We start from the raw sequence: 20432 nt of genomic DNA, 5'->3' as shown, positions 1-20432 counted from the left end.
GCATGCGAACTCCCAGTGGACAAACGGCGATCAGAGGCTGTCGGTGACGGTGCGCGGCCCGGCGGGTTGCGGCACGGTGGCGAGCGGGGGCCGGGAGAGGGCCGATGCGGAGGAGGGGGCGGGGCGCCGTTCGGCGAGCGGCACGACCGGCGGGAGGTCCGTCTCCTCCAGCACGACGCGGCGGACGACGCGCTCGGCGACGCGGCCGTCGTCGTACGGGCAGAACCGCTCCCGGAAAGCGGCCCTGAGCTGGGCGGACCGCGGACCGCACCAGTGGCCGCCGGCGAAGACGCCGATCAGCTCGTCCTCGTCGCCCGCCACCGCGCCCGGCGGGAAGGAGCGGAGGTCGACATAGGTGCCGACGGCTGCCTCGAACGCCTCCGGTTCGTCGGCGTGGAGCACGATCGGCCGGTCCAGGCCCGCGTAGTCGAACATCAGTGTCGAGTAGTCGGTGATCAGCGCGTCCGAGGCGAGGCACAGCGCTTCCACGCTCGGATGGCCGGTGACGTCGACGATCCGGTCGTGCCGGGCGGTGGTGAGGGGGCCGCCGTGCCGGGGGTGGGCGCGGGCCAGCACCATGAAGCGCGGGCCGAGACGGGTGACGAGACGCTCCAGGTCGAGGCCCGCGCGCTGGGTGCGGCGGTAGTCGCGGTACGTGGGCGCGTACAGCAGCGCGACGGTGCCCTGGGGGATGCCGAGCGTCTCGCGCAGCCGGGCCACGTCCGCCGCCGTCGCGCGCTGGAGCACGTCGGTGCGCGGCCGGCCGTACTCCAGCGTGGTGTAGCGGCCCGGGTACACGCGCTCGCAGGTCAGGGTGGAGTGGCGGTTCGCGGAGACCAGGTGGTCCCAGGAGTCCACGGTGTCCAGGAGCCGGGCGAGGTCGGTGCCGCGGGCGGCGGCCGGGCGCTCCCGGAGGTCCAGGCCCGTGTACCTGAGGGGTGTCCCGCCCTGGGTCCGGACCACCACCTGGCCCCGGCGCTTGACCAGGCCCGCGTCGAGACCGGTGTGGTGCACCAGGTACCGGGAGCGGGCCAGCGCCGTCCAGTACGCGGCCGTGTCCGGGGTCAGCCGGCGGGTGCCGGGCGGGACCGTGTGGTGGTGCGCCGGGTCGGCGGCCCACGCGGTGCGGACGTGCGGCGCGAAGGTGCGGAACGCCTCCTCCAGCGCGGCCGGGTCGCCGCCGTACCCCTGGCCGCCGCCGTCGGCGAAGAGGGCGCGGTCGGCACGCAGGGGGAGGCGGCGCTGGATCCGGTAGTGCAGCCGCAGGACGGCGGTGCGTGCCGTCCCCAGCAGCTTGGCGCAGCCCTTCAGCGTCCGGCGGCGCAGGGCCGACACCAGCCGCAGGGCCTCGTAGGTGCGGCGCAGGCCCAGGCGGAGCAGGCCGTGGCGCAGCCGGACGGCCGGCGGGACGGGGGCGCCGGGGACGCGGTAGCGGCGGCAGTGGACGCGGGCCCGGCGCATGAACTCGCCGCGCAGGGAGCGCGGGAGGCGGTCGGGCCGGGTGAACACCGTCGCCAGGTGGTCGGCCATGCGGCGGAACAGCACCGGCCGCCAGCGGGCCAGCTCCGGGTCGGACTCGACGTACGCGAAGACCCGGTCGTACTGGGCGAAGACGTCGAGGTGGCGTTCGCTCGGGGTGCCCAGGATGCTGCCCCGCCGGCGCTGCCGGTAGTGGACGCAGACCCGGTCCAGCGTGGCGATCGACTCCGCGGCCATCAGCACCGGGTAGGACCACGGGGTGTCCTCGTAGTGGCCGGGCGGGAAGACGAAGCCCTCGCGCTCGGCGAACTCCCGCCGCACGGCCTTGTTCCAGGCCACCATCAGCAGCTTCATGAGCCCCGGCCGGTCGGTCAGCCGGAAGGGTGCCGGTCCCTGCTCGGTGAGGTGCGCCGCGGCCCGGTTGCGGACCGTCTCGCCGGTCCAGTGGGTGCGGGCGTAGTCATAGACCAGGACGTCCGGCTCGCCGGTCTCCTTGATCCGGTCGGCGATGCTCCGCAGCGCGTCCGGGGCGAGGGTGTCGTCGCCGTCGAGGAAGACCAGGTAGTCACCGGTCGCCCGCTCCATCCCGGCGTTGCGGGCGGGGCCCAGGCCCTCGTTGCGCGGCAGGTGCACGGGCCGCACCCGCGCGTCGCGCTCCGCGAACTCGTCGGCGATCTCGCCGCAGGCGTCCGGGGAGCAGTCGTCGACCACGATCAGTTCGAGATCCGGGCAGGACTGGGACAGCACCGAATCCAGGCACTCGTGCAGATACGCCTGAACCTGGTACGCGGGGACGATGACACTGAACCGGGGCACGGGGACATCCATGGGTCGGCGCGGGCGTTCGGCCCGGGAACGGCCCGGAGGGCGCCTTGGTTACGGCCGTCGCGGCATTCGGGGGACCTCGCGCGCGCGAAGAGGGGGCGGACCGGTTTCCGGCCCGCCCCCTCAAGGGTGATGCGACGGCGGCTACTTGACGGCGCCCGCCATCACGCCGGAGACGAACTGCCGCTGGAAGGCGAAGAACACGGCCAGCGGAATCACCATGGAGATGAACGCGCCCGGTGCCAGCACGTCGATGTTGTTGCCGAACTGCCGTACCTGCGTCTGCAGGGCGACCGTGATCGGCTGGCTCCCGGAGTCCGAGAAGATCAGCGCGACCAGCATGTCGTTCCACACCCACAGGAACTGGAAGATGCCGAGGCTCGCGATCGCGGGCCCGCCGAGCGGCATCACGACCCGCACGAACAACCGCAGTTCACCCGCTCCGTCGAGCCTGGCCGCCTCCAGCAGCTCCCTCGGGATCTCCGCGAAGAAGTTCCGCAGCAGGAACACCGCGAACGGCAGTCCGAAACCGACGTGGAACAGGATCACTCCCAGGATCGACCCGAACAGGCCGATCTTGCCGAAGAGTTCGGCGATCGGGATCAGCGCCACCTGGACGGGGACGACCAGCAGCCCGACCACGGCCAGGAACCACCAGTCGCGGCCCGGGAAGTCCATCCACGCGAACGCGTAGCCCGCGAGCGAACCGATGACGACGACCAGGACCGTCGCCGGGACCGTGATCAGCACGGTGTTGACGAGGGAGGACGTGATGTCGCCGTTCTTCAGCAGCTCCTCGTAGCTCTGGAAGGTGAGCTGCGACGGCTCGGTGAAGACCTTCCACCAGCCACTGGCCGCCATGTCCCTCGGGGTGCGCAGCGAGGACAGCAGCAGTCCGATGGTCGGGACCAGCCAGAACAGGCCCACCACGATCAGGAACACCCGGACCAGACCGCCGCTGACGCCCTCGGCGAGCCGCGAGCCCAGCGACGGCTTCGCCTTCACGGTGGTCCCGGACGGCTCGGCGGCCGCCTTGGTGAGAGAACCCGCGTCCGCGGTCATCGCCGCACCTCCCGCCGCAGCCGCCTTACGTTACTGCGTCCTCCCGGGGGACGACCCCCGGACCCCCAGCCGTCACACGGCGGACGCTCCGTCATCGCCGCACCTCCCGCCGCAGCCGCCTTACGTTGAACCACATCACCGGGATGACCAGGAGCAGCAGGAACACCGCGATGGCGCTGGCGACGCCCGGCTGGTCCGAGGCGAAGCCCTTGCGGTACAGCTCCAGGGCGAGCACGTTCGCGTCGTCCTGGGAGGAGCCGGGGGCGATGATGAAGACCAGGTCGAACACCTTCAGCACGTTGATCATCAGGGTGACGACCACGACCGCGAGGACCGGCGCGAGGAGCGGCACCGTGACCCGGCGGAAGACCTGCCACTCGTTGGCGCCGTCCACCCGGGCGGCCTCCAGGAGTTCCCGGGGGACGCCCGCCAGCCCGGCCGCGATCAGCACCATCGCGAAGCCCGCCCACATCCACACGTACGACCCGATGATGGCCGGGGTGACGAGCGAGGGGCCGAGCCAGTTCAGGCCGTTGTAGGCCTCCTTGAAGTTGTCGGCGGGCAGCCTGAGCAGCGCCCCGTCGGCCTCGGCGGGCAGCGTGAACGTGCCGTCGCCGGCGGCCTTCGTCGACGCGACGACCTTGCCGTCCTTGACGGCCTCGATCGTCATCCCGGCATAGCCCAGCTCGGCGGCGTCGACTCCGTTGAGTTTCCCGACGCCCTTGCCGCGGGTGAAGTCCTGCCAGGTGGTGCCGGTGATCTTCCCATCCTCGGGCCGGGCGGGTACGGCCTTCTCCGCGCCGTCCGGCATCTGGTCCGGGGCCACGCCGACGAGCGGGAGCGTGACGACCTGGCCCGCGCTGACCGGCTGCTTGGTGACGAACGCGCCCCCGCCGGCAGGCTTCAGCGGCGACTCGCGGCCCGGGTGCGCCTTCGGGAACGCCGAGGACTCGGCGAAGGTGTCGTGCACCCCCACCCAGACCGCGTTCGCCACGCCCTTCTCCGGCGCCTGGTCGTACACCAGGCGGAAGATGATCCCGGCGGCCAGCATCGAGATCGCCATCGGCATGAAGACGACCAGCTTGAACGCCGTGCCCCAGCGCACCCGTTCGGTCAGCACCGCGAAGATCAGACCGAGCGCGGTGGCGACCGTGGGCGCGAACACCACCCAGATGACGTTGTTCTTCAGGGCGGTGCGGATGCCGTCGTCGGTGAACAGCGCCTGATAGTTGTCGAGTCCGGCGAACGAGTCGCCGGACTGGTCGTAGAAGCTGCGGACCAGCGAGTACCCGATCGGGTACACCACGAGCGCGCCGAGCAGCACCAGGGCGGGCAGCAGGAACAGGGCCGCCACGGTCCGGCGGGTGCCGGTCACGCTCTTGCGCGACTTGGGAGCGGCAGGGCCCGGTGAGGACCCTGCCGCCGTGGCCGACGCCATCGCGTCAGCCTCCGTAGGCGGCGGCCGCGTCCGCCTCCAGCTTCGCCTGCGCGCCGGCGACGTCCTTCGGGTTCTTCAGGAAGTCCTGCAACGCCTTCCACTCGCCCTTGCCGGGCGTGCCGCCGAAGGCCTGCGGGGCCTGGTCCGACATGTCGAAGCGGAAGTCGTCACCGGCCGCGATCAGCGCGTCGGCCATCTTCTTCTGCACCTCGTTCGGGTACGCGCTCGTGTCGATGGCCTTGTTGGGCGACAGGAAGCCGCCCAGCTTCGCCTGGATCGACGCCGAGTCCGGGGAGGCCAGGAAGGTGGCCAGCGCCTGCGCCGCCTTCGAGTCCTTGAGGATCACGGCCGCGTCGCCGCCCGAGACCACCGGCGCGGTGTCACCGACGGCCGGGAACGGGAACACCTTCGCGTCCGTGCCGACCTTCGCGTCCGTCTCGCCGATGTTGACCTGCACGAAGTCGCCCTCGTAGACCATGCCGGCCTTGGGCTGGTCGCCGCCGGTGAAGGTCTGCGTCACCGAGGCCGGGAACTCCGTCTGCAGCGCGCCGGACGCGCCGCCCGCGACGTAGTCCTTCTTGCCCCAGATCTGGGCGAGTGTGGTCAGGGCCTCCTTCACGGAGGGGTCCGTCCACTTGATCTCGTGCTTGGCCAGCTGGTCGTACTTCTCCGGGCCCGCCTGCGAGAGGTAGACGTTCTCGAACCAGTCGGTGAGCGTCCAGCCGTCCGCGCCGCCCACGGAGAACGGCGTGACGCCCGAGTCGTAGACCGTCTGCGCGGTGCTCAGGAGCTCGTCCCAGGTCTTGGGCTCGGCGGCGCCCGCGTTCTCGAAGACCTGTGCGTTGTACCAGATCAGGGACTTGTTGGCGGCCTTGTAGTAGACGCCGTACTGCTTGCCGCCGACCTTGCCGATGTCCTGCCAGCCCGGCGAGTAGTTCTTCGTCAGCTCCTTGGTGGCCTCCGCGCCCAGCGGCTTGGCCCACCCCTTGTCGACCGCCTGCTTGATGGCGCCCGGCTGCGGGAGCATCGCCACGTCCGGCGGGGCGCCGCCCGCAATCTTCGAGCCGAGGAAGTTGATGATCGGGTCCTGGGCCGGCACGAAGGTCACCTTGGCGCCGGTGCGCTTCTCGAACTCGGCGAGGACCTTCTTGAAGTTCTCCTGCTCGGCGCCGGTCCAGACGGCGGCGACCTCCAGGCTCTCGCCGTCCAGCTTGGGAAGGGTGAGGGTGGCGGGCTTCTTGGTGCCGTTGCCCTGACTGCCCCCGTCGCCACCGCCGTTGTCGTCATCGCCACCGCCGCACGCGGTGAGCGAGAGCGCGAGGGCTCCCGCGGCGAGGGCGGCGGCCGCCCTGGTGGTCCTCTTCGCGGCGCTGCCTGTCCGCATGGTGCTGCTCGTGCGCATCACTGCCCCGTTCTTCGTTCCTCGTCGAACGTCCGGCGCTGTCCCGTGCGCTCTGGTGTACGCCAGGGGGGTGAGGGCGGCAAGAGCGCGTCCGCGGTGGGGCCGAAGATCGTAATCGCGTCGTGACTCGCGGCGGCGGGCTGCCGCCGGCTGCGCCGCAGCCCGCGGGCGCGTATGCCGCAGGCCCGGCCCCAGCCTGCGGGCAGTCGTGCCTCCCCCCGTGCCTGAACGGCCAGGAAAGTACCCCCAGGGGGCAGGGGTGGGCGGTGGGGGCCCCGCTCATGGGCCCCCCGCGCGAGCGAAGCCGAGCGTGGGGGAGAAGCCGAGCCTGGGGGAGGCACCCCGCAACGCCGGGCAGCGCACCCACCCCGAGCGGCAACGCCGGGCCACGACTCAGCCCCGAGCCGGCACGACTGCCCGCAGGCTGTGTTGCGGCGCCCCCGTCACAGCAGCGACGGCACCTCCGCTGCCGAGACCTCCCGGGCCGCCCGCTCCAACGCACTGGCCAGCAGCGCCAGATCCGTGGGCCCGTTCCCCAACTCCCGTACGGGACGCCGGGCGGGGGGATCCCCCATCCGATGCCACTCCAGCGCCACGACGGTGGGCCGCAGGGTCGCGGTACGAGGGATGCGGCCCGTGACCCGACCCGCCTGGAACGGCACACTCCGTCCGTCCGCCCAGTCCAACCGCCCCCGCCCCGGCAGCGGTTCGTCCGGCCCCGCCGCCGGCGCGTCGAGCACGGCCCGCAGCGACGCCCTGCGGGCCGGCTCCGTCTGGGCCGTACGGCCCCCCGGCCCGGCGGCCGCCACCAGGTGCACCCCGAGCCGCTCGCCCTCCCGCGCCACCGCCTCCAGAGCCCGCATCACCGACCCCGCCGCGGGGCGCCCCGGCGACCCGAGCGGGGGTGTGACGAGCGCGTCCAGATCGTCCACGACGACCACCAGCCGGGGCAGCGGCGGCACCGCTCCCGCCCGCCGCCGGGCCGCGCCCGGCCGCAGCCGCAGCGTCGAACTGGGCGGCGACTCGACGTCCCCGGTCTCCGGCATCGTCCCGGCCCCGCCCGCGGGCGTGCGCTGACTGACCATCCGTCCCGACACCTCGCGCCCGGTGTGCCACTCGGCGAAGTCGGACCGCCCGAGCAGCTCGGCACGCCGCTTGAGCTCGGCGCTCAGCGACTGGGCGAACTCCCGCATGCGGACGGGGTCGTTGGCGGTGAGGTGCGTGGTGACGTGCGGGACGTCCGTGCAGACACGCAGGCCCTCGCCGTGTCCGTTGCCCGCGCCCACGTTGTCCCGGCCGTCCATCAGGACGATGCCGAGCCGGTCGGGGCGTTCCGCCGAGGCGAGCGAGGCGACGAGCGCCCGCAGAAGCTCCGTACGGCCGCTGCCGGGCGGGCCCTCGATCAGCAGGTGCGGCCCCTCGGCGGCGAGGTCCACCGCCACCGGGCCGCGCGGTCCCGCGCCCAGCACGGCGTGCGCGCGGCCGCCCAGGGCCTCCGCGTCGTCGGCCGCGTCCGCCCAGCGGGCCATCAGGGAGGCCGGGGTGGCCCGGGCGAGGCCCAGCTCGTCGAGGAGCCGGGCCGCCTGGGGCAGCGGCGCGGACACGCGCGCGTGCCGCTCGCCTCCCGCGCCGTCGGTGCGCAGCGGTGCCAGGGCGCGCGCGAACCGCTCGGCCCAGGCGGGGGAGACGGCGTCCACCGTGCCGACGGTGCCGTGGCCGACCGGGCCGCTCGGGGACGATCCGCTGCGCGCGACGCGCAGCAGCCGCAGGGTCGTCGCCACGTCACCGCTGAGCAGCGCCACGGCGCCGCAGTCGCGGAAGACCGGCGACGCCGCGCAGGCCGCCTCGTACGTCTGCATCACCGGCGAGGTCGGGGAGGCGGCGGCCGTCTCGGCGAGACACACGACGTGGATGCCGGCCCGGGGCCCCTCCAGGGCCAGCCGCGCCATCACCTCGCGCACGTCGGCCCCGCCCGGGTCGCCGTCCACGACGACCACGGTGTACGGCCCCGCGAAGCCGTCGGCCGGGTCGCTCCCGTCGTCCGCCCGTGCCCAGGAGGGCCGCCGGGCGCTCCCCGTGACCGCACCGGACCCGCCCGGGGGATCGGACGCGTCCGGTCCGCCGTGCCGCAGGTCCTGGACGGGAGCCGTCGGCTGGGCCGGGATCGTGCCGGCCGGGGCCGGCGGCCGGGCTCCGCTTCGAGCGTCCGTCAGGTGATCCTCCAGGCGGCGCAGGAGTTCCTGGGCGCGGGCCATGGCCTGGTCGCGGTCGTAGGCGAGCAGCAGGCGGCAGTCCTGACCGTGCCCCGGGCGCACCTGCGGCAGCCAGCCCAGCCACGACCACTCGGCGGTCCGCTCCGCGAGGGGTCGGGAGCGGTCCGCGCTGATCAGGACGATCTCCAGCAGGTCGGGGGAGTGCAGCGCGGCGAGCTGGGCCAGCACCGCGCGGGCCAGCCCGGTGAGCCGCGCGCGCGGGCCCGCCAGCCCGAGCGCCCCGGCCTCGCGCAGCCCGACGGTCACCGGGACCGCGGGCAGCGGTGCGTCACTGCCGGGCGCCATCCGGTCGGCGGTGCCGAGCCGCACGGCGAGCACCTCGGGGTGCCCCGGCCCGCGCTCCCACAGCCGCGGCCCCGGGCCCAGCGCCGTCAGCAGGAGCGAGGCGGAGTCCGGCCATGTCTCCGGCACGGGGCAGGCGCCGGCGGGGGGCGCCGTCCGCGCCGGACCGGCGGCCTCCTCGTCGTAGACGTACGCGTCGGGCCCGGCGGCGTCCTGCACACCGCGCCCACCGGTCAGGCGCCGCGCCCACGCCCCGAGCCCACCGCGCCTGCGCACGCCCTGCGGTACGTCGGTGCCCCGCAGCGGCGTCCCCTTGCGACCGGCGCCCGCCGGGTCCGCGCCCGCGGTCGGGCCCTCCGCAGCGAGCCGGCCGCCCATGCCGGACACCCGGGCGCCGGTACCGGACGCCCCCGCCTCGGCACTCCCCGCGCCGTGGGCCCGTCCCTCGCCGCCCCGGTCCGTGCCGTAGGCCTCTTCGTGCCCCCGGTCCGTCCCGGAAGCCCCCGTACGGCCCGCGCCCCGCGCATCGGCCGCCCCCGCGCGGCCGGGACCGCCCGCGTCAGCCACCCCCGCGTAGCCCCAGCCCGCGCCGGTCGCCCCCGCGGGTGCGCTCCCCGCCCCGGGAGCCCCGGCGTGCGTGTCGTTCACCCCGGCCGCCCCGGACCGCGGACCGCCCGCCCCAGGGAGCGAGCGCGGCGCGTCCCCCGGGAAACCGGTGCCGTGGCTCTCGATGCGGGGCGCGGCGCCCTGGCCGGGCACCAGCGGGGGGCCGGCCGGTGCCGCGACGGCGCCGTACGCCGCCGTGCCGTGGGCGTGGTGCGTGCGCTCGGCGGGAATGTCCGCGCCGTCGCCCACGCGTCCGTGGGCCACCTGGTCACCGTCGGTCACCGCGCCGGGCAGGCGCACGTACCCCTCGCCGTCCGGTGTCGTCGCCACCCGTATCGCGGCCCCCCGGGCGGCCGGGACCAGCCGCAGCGCCGACTCGCCGATCCGCAGCAGCGCCCCCGGCGCGAAGCGGACCGGACGCTCGCCGACGCGGGTGCCGTCCAGGGTGGTGCCGTTGGTCGAGCCGAGGTCGGCGACCGAGACGCGGCCGTCGGCGGCGACGGTCACGGCGCAGTGCATCCGGGAGACGTCCGGGTCGTCGAGCGCGACGTCCGCGTCGGCGGACCGGCCGAGCCGGATCTGCCCCCCGTGCAGCAGGTGGACGCCGCCGGCGTCGGGGCCGGCGACCACGTGCAGCTGGGCCGGGACCTCGGCGGGCTCGGTGTGCGGGTCGGGCTCGCCCGGGGCGCCCAGGCAGAGCACGGCGCCGTCGATCAGCGGGGGCTCGCCCAGGGTGCTGCGCTGGGCGTCGAGCCGCTGCGCGCCGGCGTAGAGGACCACCTGGCCGGAGCCCTGGCCGTCACTGCCGGGGACCACCGAGGCCAGCGCGGAGGCGACCGCGGCCAGGGCCGTGCCGGCCGGCGCCGTGACCAGCACGTCGCAGCTCGCGGCGGGTGCGCTGCCCCCCGTGGATAGGTGCGGGCCCAGCGGATCTACGACGGTCAGCCGGATCTGCATCGCCGTCAGCGGTCCCTTCGCGCGGGCGCCCGCGATCGCGTGGGACGAAGCCTTCTCTCCGCGGTCCCCCACCGCGGACTTCCCCCACCGCCACACGAGCACGTCGGCCAGTACTGGAGGCATCCTCGCACCTGCCACTGACAACGCGCCCGCCCGCCGCCGCCAAATGATCTTGATTGGTCGGCTCTGCCCGTAAAAGTGCCTGACGGGCGGCCTGCCGATGATCGAGGAGTGACCGCTTGAGATCGGTCACGTCCGGGCCCGGCAACCAAGGGACCGGGTGGAGCGTCTTTCCTTCGAACACGCGCCGGAAGCGGAACGTAAGACGCACCGGCGGACCAAAGGGAACCACAGGGCGACGACAGCCCGGGCCGCACACCGCGGCACTACAGTGGGTCGGAACAGCCAGCAAGCAACAGGGAGCGCATGACGTGCGGCCGGTAGGCAGCAAGTACCTCCTCGAGGAGCCCCTCGGTCGCGGTGCCACGGGCACCGTCTGGCGAGCCCGCCAGCGGGAGACCGCGGGCGCCGAGGCGGCCGTGGCCGGACAGCCCGGCGAGACCGTCGCGATCAAGGTCCTCAAGGAGGAGCTCGCGAGCGACGCCGACATCGTGATGCGCTTCCTGCGGGAGCGCTCCGTCCTGCTCCGGCTGACCCACCCCAACATCGTCCGGGTCCGCGACCTGGTCGTCGAGGGTGAGCTGCTGGCGCTGGTCATGGACCTCGTCGACGGCCCCGACCTGCACCGCTACCTGCGGGAGAACGGGCCGTTCACCCCGGTCGCCGCGGCTCTGCTCACCGCCCAGATCGCCGACGCGCTCGCCGCCAGCCACGCCGACGGCGTCGTCCACCGCGATCTGAAGCCGGCCAACGTCCTGCTGAAGCAGACCGGCGGCGAGATGCACCCGATGCTCACCGACTTCGGGATCGCCCGCCTGGCCGACTCGCCCGGCCTCACCCGCACCCACGAGTTCGTCGGCACGCCCGCGTACGTCGCCCCGGAGTCCGCCGAGGGCCGCCCGCAGACCTCCGCCGTCGACATCTACGGCGCCGGCATCCTGCTGTACGAGCTGGTCACCGGCCGCCCGCCGTTCTCCGGCGGCTCCGCCCTCGAGGTGCTGCACCAGCACCTGAGCGCCGAGCCGCGCCGACCCTCCACCGTCCCCGGCCCGCTGTGGACGGTCATCGAGCGCTGCCTGCGCAAGAACCCCGACGAGCGCCCCAGCGCGGAGAACCTCGCCCGCGGCCTGCGCGTCGTCGCCGAGGGCATCGGCGTGCACGCGAACAGCGCCCAGATCGGCGCCGCCGAGGACGTCGGCGCGCTCCTCGCCCCCGACCCGGCCCCCGCGCAGGTGCCTGGCGCCCCCGGCGCCGCCGACCCGACGCAGGTCCTGCCGCAGAACCCGAACGGCGCCTACGACCCGAACGGCGCCACGAGCGTCCTGCCGCACACCGGCAACCCCGCGGGCGCCGCCGACCCCACCGCCGTACTGCCCCACCGCGGCGCGGCCGACCCGACCGCCGTGATGCCGCCGGTGCCGCCGGGTCAGCCTGGGCAGCCGGACGGGCCCGAGGATCCGCACCCCTGGCAGAACCAGCTGCGCGCCGCCCGCGACCGCAACGAGCAGACGCAGGTGCAGTACCTCGACCCGAACGAGGACCCGCTGCGCCGCCGCCCCCAGCGGCAGGTCGCCCGCCCGCAGCAGCAGCCGCGCCCTCAGCAGCACCGGCCCCAGCAGCCGCCGCAGGGCTACGGCTATCCGCAGCAGCCCCAGCCGCAGCGCTACGCCACGCCCCAGCCCCAGCAGCCCCAGCCGCAGCGCTACGCCCCGCCGCCCGCGCCCGAGCCCCAGCCGCCCCGGCGGGAGCCCCGGCCGCCGCGGCAGCGCAGCGCCAACCCGATGCGCATCCCCGGACTCGGCTGCCTCAAGGGATGCCTGGTCACTCTCGTCATCCTGTTCGTGGCCGGCTGGCTGATCTGGGAGCTGAGCCCGCTCCAGGACTGGATCGGCACCGGCAAGGGCTACTGGGACCAGCTCAGCGACTGGTTCGGCACCGTGACCGGCTGGATCGGGGACCTGGGCGGCTCGGGCGGCAACTGACCTTCCGACGGGCCGCGCGACCGCGACTCTGGAGATTTGTCGACAACTGGCGGGTGATTTCCGCCTCCACGGTGAAGGTCGGCTCTCGGGACGCGTAGTTTTGTGCGCAACACGCGTCGGTAGGAGCAGTCTTGGCACGGAAGATCGGCAGCCGGTACACCGCCCACCAGATCCTCGGGCGGGGCAGCGCCGGCACGGTGTGGCTGGGCGAGGGGCCCGAGGGCCCCGTCGCGATCAAGCTGCTGCGCGAGGACCTGGCGTCCGACCAGGAACTCGTCTCACGCTTCGTCCAGGAGCGCACCGCCCTGCTCGGCCTGGAGCACCCCCATGTCGTCTCCGTGCGCGACCTGGTCGTCGACGGCAACGACCTCGCGCTGGTCATGGACCTGGTCCGGGGCACGGATCTGCGCACCCGCCTCGACCGGGAGCGGCGCCTGGCGCCCGAGGCCGCCGTGGCCATCGCCGCCGACGTCGCCGATGGCCTGGCCGCCGCGCACGCCGCCGGGGTCGTGCACCGCGACGTCAAGCCCGAGAACGTGCTGTTGGACATGCAGGGTCCGCTCGGCCCCGGCGGCTCGCACCCCGCGCTGCTGACCGACTTCGGTGTGGCCAAGCTCATCGACACGCCCCGGCGCACCCGCGCCACGAAGATCATCGGCACCCCCGACTACCTGGCCCCGGAGATCGTCGAGGGCCTGCCGCCGCGCGCCTCGGTCGACATCTACGCCCTGGCCACGGTCCTGTACGAGCTGCTCGCCGGCTTCACGCCCTTCGGCGGCGGCCACCCCGGCGCCGTCCTGCGCCGCCACGTCACCGAGACCGTCGTCCCCCTCCCCGGCATCCCGGACGAGCTGTGGCAACTGCTCGTGCAGTGCCTGGCCAAGGCGCCGGCGTCCCGGCTGCGCGCCTCCGAGCTGGGCGCCCGGCTGCGCGAGCTGCTGCCGATGCTGGCCGGGATGGCGCCGCTGGACGTGGACGAGCCCGACGCGGACCAGGAGGAGGACGAGCCCGAGGAGGCCACCGCGTCGCCCGCGCCCGCCGGCCGGCCGGTCCGGCGCCGGGGGGCGGTGCCGCTGGTGCCGGGCGCGAAGCCGGCCGACTCCAACCGCGACACGCACACCTCCATGCGCGTACCGGCCCCCGACGAGCTGGCCGGCGGCGCCCGCGGCACCGCCCGGGCCCCGCGCGCGTCCGGCGCCCCCCGCCCCGGCTCGGCCCGCAACCGCGCCACCGCACGGCGCCGCCGGCTCGCGCTGGGCGCGGGCACCGTCGCCCTGGTCGCGGCGATCGGTGTCGGTACCTGGCTGGCCACGAGCGGTGACGAGGGCGACGCGGGCCCCCAGGACACGCGGAACTCGGCACCGGCCTCTCCCTGAGGCCGGGCACGCCGTCACCGCCGCCGTCCGCCACGGCCGGGCGTGGACCGCCCGGCGGAGCCGTTACGCTGGTTGCGTGGCAGTCGTCGATGTATCCGAAGAGCTGAAGTCCCTCTCCTCGACCATGGAGTCGATCGAGGCCGTCCTGGACCTCGACAAGCTGAGGGCAGACATCGCCGTGCTCGAGGAGCAGGCGGCAGCGCCCTCCCTGTGGGACAACCCGGACGAGGCGCAGAAGATCACCAGCAAGCTCTCCCACCTCCAGGCGGAGGTGCGGAAGGCCGAGGCCCTGCGCGGCCGGATCGACGATCTCGCCGTGCTCTTCGAGATGGCCGAGGAGGAGGACGACCCCGACACCCGTGCGGAGGCCGAGTCCGAGCTCACGGCCGTGAAGAAGGCGCTGGACGAGATGGAGGTCCGCACGCTGCTCTCGGGCGAGTACGACGCGCGTGAGGCGCTCGTCAACATCCGCGCCGAGGCCGGTGGCGTGGACGCCGCCGACTTCGCGGAGAAGCTCCAGCGCATGTACCTGCGCTGGGCCGAGCAGCACGGCTACAAGACCGAGGTCTACGAGACGTCGTACGCCGAAGAGGCCGGCATCAAGTCGACCACCTTCGCCGTGCAGGTGCCGTACGCCTACGGCACCCTCTCCGTCGAGCAGGGCACCCACCGCCTGGTGCGCATCTCGCCCTTCGACAACCAGGGGCGCCGCCAGACCTCCTTCGCGGGCGTCGAGATCCTCCCCGTGGTCGAGCAGACCGACCACATCGAGATCGACGAGTCCGAGCTGCGCGTGGACGTGTACCGGTCCTCCGGCCCCGGCGGCCAGGGCGTCAACACCACCGACTCGGCGGTGCGCCTGACCCACCTCCCCACCGGCATCGTCGTCTCCTGCCAGAACGAGCGCTCCCAGATCCAGAACAAGGCCACGGCGATGAACGTCCTCCAGGCCAAGCTGCTGGAGCGGCGCCGCCAGGAGGAGCAGGCCAAGATGGACGCCCTCAAGGGCGACGGCGGCAACTCCTGGGGCAACCAGATGCGTTCGTACGTGCTGCACCCGTACCAGATGGTCAAGGACCTGCGCACCGAGCACGAAGTGGGCAACCCCGAGGCCGTGTTCAACGGCGAGATCGACGGCTTCCTCGAGGCCGGAATTCGCTGGCGCAAGCAGCAGGAGAAGTAGCGGGAGGAATCCGCACCGCTTTGTCGACAAGGCAACTGCCGCCTCACGGGCGGCGGTTGCCTTTTCTTCGTCGGTGATGTCCGGGTTTTACATCACACTCACACCCTTTGTGTCCGGCATACGTTCCTTACCAGGACATCGCGTACGCAATGACCTTGACGATGCTTTGAACATTCGTAAGGGTGAGGCGCGGCATGCGTATTTCTGGGGCGCATGTGAACCGGGGGACTTCGCTTCAGCGCTGCCACCCCCCGTCGATCACGGCCCCTGGCGCCGCCTCACTGACGATTTCAGCTACTGGGGGTAGCAACCACATGACCAAGAAGACGCGGATCCGTGTCGCACGCATAGCGGCCGGTGCCGTGATCGCGGCCGGTGCCTCGCTGACCGCCGCGGGCGCGGCCTCGGCGCTCGAGATCGGTGTCAGCGCGAGCGCCGACGACCAGGGTCTCGGGCTCGGCCTGAGCGTCACCGGCGGCGAGGACGAGGACCCGTCGACCCCGCCGACCACCATCCCCGAGGACCCCGAGACGCCTCCGACCCAGGAGCCGCCCACGGAGGAGCCTCCGACCGAGGAGCCGCCCACCGAGGAGCCCCCGACCGAGGAGCCGCCCACGGAGGAGCCTCCGACCGAGGAGCCGCCCACCGAGGAGCCCCCCACCGGGACCCCGTCCACCGACCCCACCGAGGCCCCCGGCAACGGGAACGGCAATGGCAACGGGAACGGCAACGGCAACGGCAACGGTGGCGGTGGCAACAACACCAACCCCGACGGCGGCTCCAACGCCTCCACCCAGGAGCAGGGCTCCTCGGCCCTGACCGAGACCGGCGAGCAGGCCCAGGCCTCCGACACCGCTGCCCAGGGCAGCGGTGAGGAGCTCGCCGAGACCGGTGCGGCGGAGACCACGTTCCTGCTGATCGGTGCCGCCACGATGATCGCCGGCGGCATCGGCTTCCGCGTCCTCCCGCGCATGATGGGCGGCCGCGGCGCCGCCGCCTGACGGCAGCGCCTGCGCACAGCGCGTACACACAGGGGCCCGGAGCGCAACCGCTCCGGGCCCCCTGTCGTGTCTTCGCGGGCTCTACACCGTCTGGTGGGCCAGCAGCGCCACCGCCGCCACCAGGACCGCCAGCAGGGCGATCAGCGCCATCGGATTCAGCCCCGAGAGGAAGTTGTCCTGCTGCAGCCGCTCGCGGTTCGCGCGGCACACCGGGCACCGGCCTTCGTTCACGGGCGCCGCGCAGTTCGCGCACACCAACCGGTCGTACGTCATGCGCCTCGCCCTCCTTGCAGCCGGTTCACTCGGCACAACGCCCACGAAGCCGTGAACGTTCCCCTTCCACTGTGCCAGGTTCCGGGGGGCCCTGCGCGCGGTCCCGGTGGGGCGGCGGCCGGGACAAAACGCGCAACTACCGCGCAACCCCGACCGGTGACTGCGGTCGGCTCCCCGGTTCGCGTATGGTCACGCTCATCTACCCCCGGCGACCCGTGGTGCATCCGTGATCCGATTCGACAACGTCTCCAAGGTCTACCCCAAGCAGAACCACCCAGCCCTCAGGGATGTCTCCCTGGAGATCGAGAAGGGCGAGTTCGTCTTCCTCGTGGGATCCTCCGGCTCCGGAAAGTCCACCTTCCTGCGGCTGGTCCTCCGCGAGGAGCGGTGCACCCATGGGCAGGTGCACGTTCTGGGCAAGGACCTCGCGCGCCTGTCCAACTGGAAGGTGCCGCAGATGCGGCGCCAGCTGGGGACGGTGTTCCAGGACTTCCGCCTGCTGCCGAACAAGACGGTCGGCGAGAACGTCGCCTTCGCGCAGGAGGTCATCGGCAAGTCCCGCGGCGAGATCCGCAAGTCCGTGCCGCAGGTGCTCGACCTCGTCGGGCTCGGCGGCAAGGAGGACCGCAGGCCGGGCGAGCTGTCCGGCGGTGAGCAGCAGCGCGTCGCCATCGCGCGCGCCTTCGTCAACCGGCCCAAGCTGCTGATCGCCGACGAGCCCACCGGCAACCTCGACCCGCAGACCTCCGTCGGCATCATGAAGCTGCTCGACCGCATCAACCGGACGGGCACCACCGTGATCATGGCCACGCACGACCAGAACATCGTGGACCAGATGCGCAAGCGCGTCATCGAGCTGGAGAAGGGTCGCCTCGTCCGCGACCAGGCGCGCGGCGTCTACGGCTACCAGCACTGAGACCGCAGACCGCACCGGCTTCCACGGAAAGGCTCAACCACTCGCCATGCGCGCCCAGTTCGTGCTCTCGGAGATCGGCGTCGGTCTCCGCCGCAACCTGACCATGACCTTCGCGGTCATCGTCTCCGTCGCCCTGTCCCTGGCCCTGTTCGGCGGCTCGCTCCTGATGAGCGACCAGGTCAACACCATGAAGGGCTACTGGTACGACAAGGTCAACGTCACGGTCTACCTCTGCAACAAGAGCGACGCCAAGTCCGACCCCGCCTGTGCCAAGGGCGCGGTCACCGAGGACCAGAAGAAGCAGATCCTGGCCGACCTCGACGAGATGAACGTCGTCGAGAAGGTGACGTACGAGTCGCAGGACGAGGCGTACAAGCACTACAAGGAGCAGTTCGGCGACTCGCCGCTGGCCAGCTCGCTCACGCCGGACCAGATGCAGGAGTCGTACCGCGTCAAGCTGAAGGACCCGGAGAAGTACCAGGTCATCGCGACCGCCTTCGACGGCCGGGACGGCGTGCAGTCCGTGGCGGACCAGCGCAGCACCCTCGACAACCTCTTCGAGCTCCTCAACGGCATGAACTGGGCCGCGCGGGCGGTGATGGCGCTGATGCTGGTCGTCGCGCTGATGCTGATCGTCAACACGGTCCGCGTCTCGGCGTTCAGCCGCCGGCGCGAGACCGGCATCATGCGGCTGGTCGGCGCCTCGGGCTTCTACATCCAGGCGCCGTTCATCATGGAGGCGGCGGTCGCCGGGCTGATCGGCGGCGCGGTCGCCTGCGCCTTCCTGGTGACCGCGCGGTACTTCATCATCGACCACGGACTCGCGCTGTCCGACAAGTTGGCCCTGATCGACTTCATCGGCTGGGACGCCCTGCTGACGAAGCTCCCGCTCATCCTGGCCACCAGTCTGCTGATGCCCGCGTTGGCCGCGTTCTTCGCGTTGCGCAAGTACCTGAAGGTGTGACACATGCCAAGGGGGCCGAACGGTCAAGCGACCGTTCGGCCCTCTCGCGTTGTCCTAGACTCACCGGCATGTCAGGTCGTGACCTGTTCTGTCAGCCCCGTCGCGCACGCCACGGGGCCGCCCTGACCTTGGTGTTCGCGAGCGTACTCGTCGCCGGGGCGGCCACCGGATCGTTCCCGGCGTCCGACCGGAAGTCCACGCCGGACGCGGCCCGTTCGGCCGCGCCCGCCGGTCACCACGAAGACGTGGCCCGCGCGGCGGCGGAGGCGATGGCCGACGGCAAGTCCCCGGTGGAGGCCGCCGAACGCGCCGTCAGCCGCAGCGGGGACCGCTGGGGCGCCGTCTACTCCCAGAGCGAGTACGAGGAGTTGGAGGAGGCCCTCGACGGCCAGTACACCGGCGTCGGCCTCTCCGCGCGCCGCGAGCGCGACGGCCGCATCGAGGTGACCAGGGTGCGCTCCGGGTCGCCCGCCGCCGCCGCCGGGGTCCGCGAGGGCGACCGGCTGCGCAGCGTCGACGGCGAGCGGGTCGACGGGCGCCCGGTCACCGAGGTCGTCTCGATACTGCGCGGCGACGCCGAGGAGGACCCCGCCGGCACCGCCGTCCGGCTCGGCCTGGAGCGCGGCACGCGGGCGTGGACCGAGACGGTCCGCCGGGCCAGGCTGTCCACGGACCCCGTGGCCGTCCGCACCCTCGCCGACGGCGTCACCGTCGTCAAGGTCACCTCCTTCACCAAGGGCGTCGGCCGGCAGGTGTGCGCCGCCGTCGAGCGGGTGCCGTCCGGCGCCGGCGTCGTCCTCGACCTGCGCGGCAACTCCGGCGGACTGGTCGCCGAGGCCGTCACCGCGGCCTCCGCCTTCCTCGACGGCGGCCTCGTCGCCACCTACGACGTCGACGGCGACCAGCGCGCCCTGCACGCCGAACCCGGCGGCGACACCACCAGACCCCTGGTCGCGCTCGTCGACGGCGGCACCATGAGCGCGGCCGAACTCCTCACCGGAGCCCTCCAGGACCGCGGACGGGCGGTCGTCGTCGGCTCCCGCACCTTCGGCAAGGGCTCGGTGCAGATGCCGAGCCGACTTCCCGGCGGCTCGGTCGCCGAACTGACCGTCGGGCACTACCGCACCCCCTCCGGCCGCGGCGTCGACGGCACGGGCATCACACCCGACCTGGACGTCGACCCGACGGACCCGGCCGCCCTGGGACGGGCGCGGACCGTGCTCAGCGGACTGGGACGGTAGGCCCCGCCCCCGCCCCGCCCCGCCCCGCGTAAATCGGCTTCCCGCGCACCCCCTCCGTAGTGCCAAAATGGGCTGCACTATGGCTAAGGAAAAAGGGCGCAAGCTGATCGCGCAGAACAAGAAGGCGCGGCACGACTACCAGATCCTCGACACCTACGAGGCCGGACTGGTCCTCACCGGGACCGAGGTGAAGTCACTGCGCCAGGGGCGGGCGTCGCTGGTCGACGGCTTCGTGCAGCTGGACGGGCACGAGGCCTGGCTGCACAACGTGCACGTGCCGGAGTACAGCCAGGGCACCTGGACCAACCACAGCGCCCGCCGCAAGCGGAAGCTGCTGCTGCACCGCGTGGAGATCGACAAGCTGGAGTCGAAGTCCCAGGAGACCGGGCACACGATCGTGCCCCTCGCGCTGTACTTCAAGGACGGCCGCGCCAAGGTCGAGATCGCGCTGGCACGCGGCAAGAAGGAGTACGACAAGCGCCAGACCCTGCGCGAGAAGCAGGACCGGCGCGAGGCGGAGCGGACGATCTCCGCGATCCGCCGCAAGCAGCGGGCCTGACCCCGCGGGAATAGGCTGGCACCCTCGTGCGTTGGTCACGTACGATGGGCCCTGCACCGCCTGGACGGTGCGGCTTTTGAAAACACAACATGGGGATGATCGGTTTCGACAGCGGCTGTCGAAGCAGGGGAAGCGTGTCGAGGAAGCGGCCATGATCTCGTAAACCACAGGCCGAAAAAAATAATCGCCAACTCCAAGCGCGATTCCTCCCAGCAGGCCTTCGCCCTCGCTGCCTGATCTCAGGTAGCGAAGCGAGCCTCCTACAAAGGGAGTGTCAGCCCGGGGCTGTTCCCGACCCGGATCCTGGCATCAGCTAGGGGACTAAACCTTGATCCCGGTCACGGGGTGAAGAGGGAAACCAAACAGTGACTGAGCCCGTCGGAGACTTGTCCGCGTGATCTCCGGGGCTGAGAAAATCGAAGCGGACTGCACACGGAGAAGCCCTGATTCCACACCGTTGGACGCGGGTTCGATTCCCGCCATCTCCACAATT

General features: G+C 72.9%; 14 protein-coding genes and 1 other RNA gene. 9 read left to right on the top strand and 6 right to left on the bottom strand.

Annotated elements, in window-relative coordinates:
- Positions 1-30: 30 nt before the first annotated feature.
- From IEZ05_RS17510 to IEZ05_RS17490, 5 genes are all read right to left on the bottom strand, one after another.
- Entirely contained in the window at positions 31-2295 is a 2265-nt protein-coding gene (locus tag IEZ05_RS17510; protein WP_189231049.1) for a bifunctional glycosyltransferase/CDP-glycerol:glycerophosphate glycerophosphotransferase, read from the bottom strand.
- A 153-nt stretch (positions 2296-2448) separates the two neighbouring features.
- Positions 2449-3366 carry a carbohydrate ABC transporter permease gene (locus IEZ05_RS17505; protein ID WP_189231048.1) on the bottom strand — a complete coding sequence of 306 codons (918 nt, stop codon included), beginning with the start codon at positions 3364-3366 and terminating at the stop codon, positions 2449-2451.
- Between the two features lie 91 nt (positions 3367-3457).
- Positions 3458-4804 carry a carbohydrate ABC transporter permease gene (locus IEZ05_RS17500; RefSeq protein ID WP_189231047.1) on the bottom strand — a complete coding sequence of 449 codons (1347 nt, stop codon included), beginning with the start codon at positions 4802-4804 and terminating at the stop codon, positions 3458-3460.
- Positions 4805-4808: 4 nt separating this feature from the next.
- Positions 4809-6206, bottom strand: a complete 1398-nt coding sequence (locus tag IEZ05_RS17495) for an ABC transporter substrate-binding protein (RefSeq protein WP_189231046.1) — start codon at positions 6204-6206, stop codon at positions 4809-4811.
- Between the two features lie 443 nt (positions 6207-6649).
- A complete protein-coding gene (locus tag IEZ05_RS17490) occupies positions 6650-10324 on the bottom strand; it encodes an FHA domain-containing protein (RefSeq protein ID WP_189231091.1) in 3675 nt (1224 codons plus the stop codon).
- 431 nt (positions 10325-10755) lie between these two features.
- Between IEZ05_RS17490 and IEZ05_RS17485 the strand changes: the two genes are divergently transcribed.
- The 4 genes from IEZ05_RS17485 (at position 10756) to IEZ05_RS17470 (ending at position 15986) form a co-directional block, all read left to right on the top strand.
- Positions 10756-12426 (top strand): serine/threonine-protein kinase, encoded by a 1671-nt coding sequence (locus IEZ05_RS17485; RefSeq protein WP_189231045.1) that lies wholly within the window; start codon positions 10756-10758, stop codon positions 12424-12426.
- 131 nt (positions 12427-12557) lie between these two features.
- Positions 12558-13802: a serine/threonine-protein kinase gene (locus tag IEZ05_RS17480; protein ID WP_189231044.1), complete on the top strand. Its 1245-nt coding sequence runs from the start codon at positions 12558-12560 to the stop codon at positions 13800-13802.
- A gap of 76 nt (positions 13803-13878) precedes the next feature.
- On the top strand, positions 13879-14985 hold the full coding sequence (gene prfB, locus IEZ05_RS17475) for a peptide chain release factor 2 (protein ID WP_189231043.1): 1107 nt from the start codon (positions 13879-13881) through the stop codon (positions 14983-14985).
- Between the two features lie 314 nt (positions 14986-15299).
- Positions 15300-15986 carry a hypothetical protein gene (locus tag IEZ05_RS17470; RefSeq protein WP_189231042.1) on the top strand — a complete coding sequence of 229 codons (687 nt, stop codon included), beginning with the start codon at positions 15300-15302 and terminating at the stop codon, positions 15984-15986.
- A gap of 81 nt (positions 15987-16067) precedes the next feature.
- Here the strand turns inward: IEZ05_RS17470 and IEZ05_RS17465 are convergent, their stop codons facing one another.
- A complete protein-coding gene (locus IEZ05_RS17465) occupies positions 16068-16259 on the bottom strand; it encodes a hypothetical protein (RefSeq protein ID WP_189231041.1) in 192 nt (63 codons plus the stop codon).
- Positions 16260-16485: 226 nt separating this feature from the next.
- Here IEZ05_RS17465 and ftsE point away from each other — a divergent pair, with 226 nt between their 5' ends.
- The 5 genes from ftsE (at position 16486) to ssrA (ending at position 20430) form a co-directional block, all read left to right on the top strand.
- Positions 16486-17175: a cell division ATP-binding protein FtsE gene (ftsE, locus tag IEZ05_RS17460; protein ID WP_189231040.1), complete on the top strand. Its 690-nt coding sequence runs from the start codon at positions 16486-16488 to the stop codon at positions 17173-17175.
- A gap of 46 nt (positions 17176-17221) precedes the next feature.
- Positions 17222-18139, top strand: coding sequence for a permease-like cell division protein FtsX (gene ftsX, locus IEZ05_RS17455; RefSeq protein ID WP_189231039.1), 918 nt, complete (start codon positions 17222-17224; stop codon positions 18137-18139).
- Between the two features lie 68 nt (positions 18140-18207).
- Entirely contained in the window at positions 18208-19380 is a 1173-nt protein-coding gene (locus IEZ05_RS17450) for a S41 family peptidase (protein WP_189231038.1), read from the top strand.
- Positions 19381-19459: 79 nt separating this feature from the next.
- Positions 19460-19939 carry an SsrA-binding protein SmpB gene (smpB, locus tag IEZ05_RS17445; protein WP_189231037.1) on the top strand — a complete coding sequence of 160 codons (480 nt, stop codon included), beginning with the start codon at positions 19460-19462 and terminating at the stop codon, positions 19937-19939.
- A 91-nt stretch (positions 19940-20030) separates the two neighbouring features.
- Positions 20031-20430, top strand: a transfer-messenger RNA (tmRNA) gene (gene ssrA / locus IEZ05_RS17440).
- Positions 20431-20432 lie beyond the last annotated feature (2 nt).

It is taken from the genome of Streptomyces flaveolus (assembly GCF_014648815.1).
In the GTDB taxonomy this organism is placed as follows: domain Bacteria; phylum Actinomycetota; class Actinomycetes; order Streptomycetales; family Streptomycetaceae; genus Streptomyces; species Streptomyces flaveolus.
This window is presented reverse-complemented; position numbering and strand designations above follow the sequence as displayed.

What these genes read in the sequence shown, in the direction of transcription:
- smpB (WP_189231037.1), top strand. Translation starts at nt 19,460, where the DNA reads ATGGCTAAGGAAAAAGGGCGCAAGCTGATCGCGCAGAACAAGAAGGCG.
- IEZ05_RS17495 (WP_189231046.1), bottom strand. Translation starts at nt 6,206, where the DNA reads ATGCGCACGAGCAGCACCATGCGGACAGGCAGCGCCGCGAAGAGGACC.
- IEZ05_RS17490 (WP_189231091.1), bottom strand. Translation starts at nt 10,324, where the DNA reads ATGCAGATCCGGCTGACCGTCGTAGATCCGCTGGGCCCGCACCTATCC.
- IEZ05_RS17500 (WP_189231047.1), bottom strand. Translation starts at nt 4,804, where the DNA reads ATGGCGTCGGCCACGGCGGCAGGGTCCTCACCGGGCCCTGCCGCTCCC.
- IEZ05_RS17465 (WP_189231041.1), bottom strand. Translation starts at nt 16,259, where the DNA reads ATGACGTACGACCGGTTGGTGTGCGCGAACTGCGCGGCGCCCGTGAAC.
- IEZ05_RS17450 (WP_189231038.1), top strand. Translation starts at nt 18,208, where the DNA reads ATGTCAGGTCGTGACCTGTTCTGTCAGCCCCGTCGCGCACGCCACGGG.
- ftsX (WP_189231039.1), top strand. Translation starts at nt 17,222, where the DNA reads ATGCGCGCCCAGTTCGTGCTCTCGGAGATCGGCGTCGGTCTCCGCCGC.
- IEZ05_RS17505 (WP_189231048.1), bottom strand. Translation starts at nt 3,366, where the DNA reads ATGACCGCGGACGCGGGTTCTCTCACCAAGGCGGCCGCCGAGCCGTCC.
- IEZ05_RS17470 (WP_189231042.1), top strand. Translation starts at nt 15,300, where the DNA reads ATGACCAAGAAGACGCGGATCCGTGTCGCACGCATAGCGGCCGGTGCC.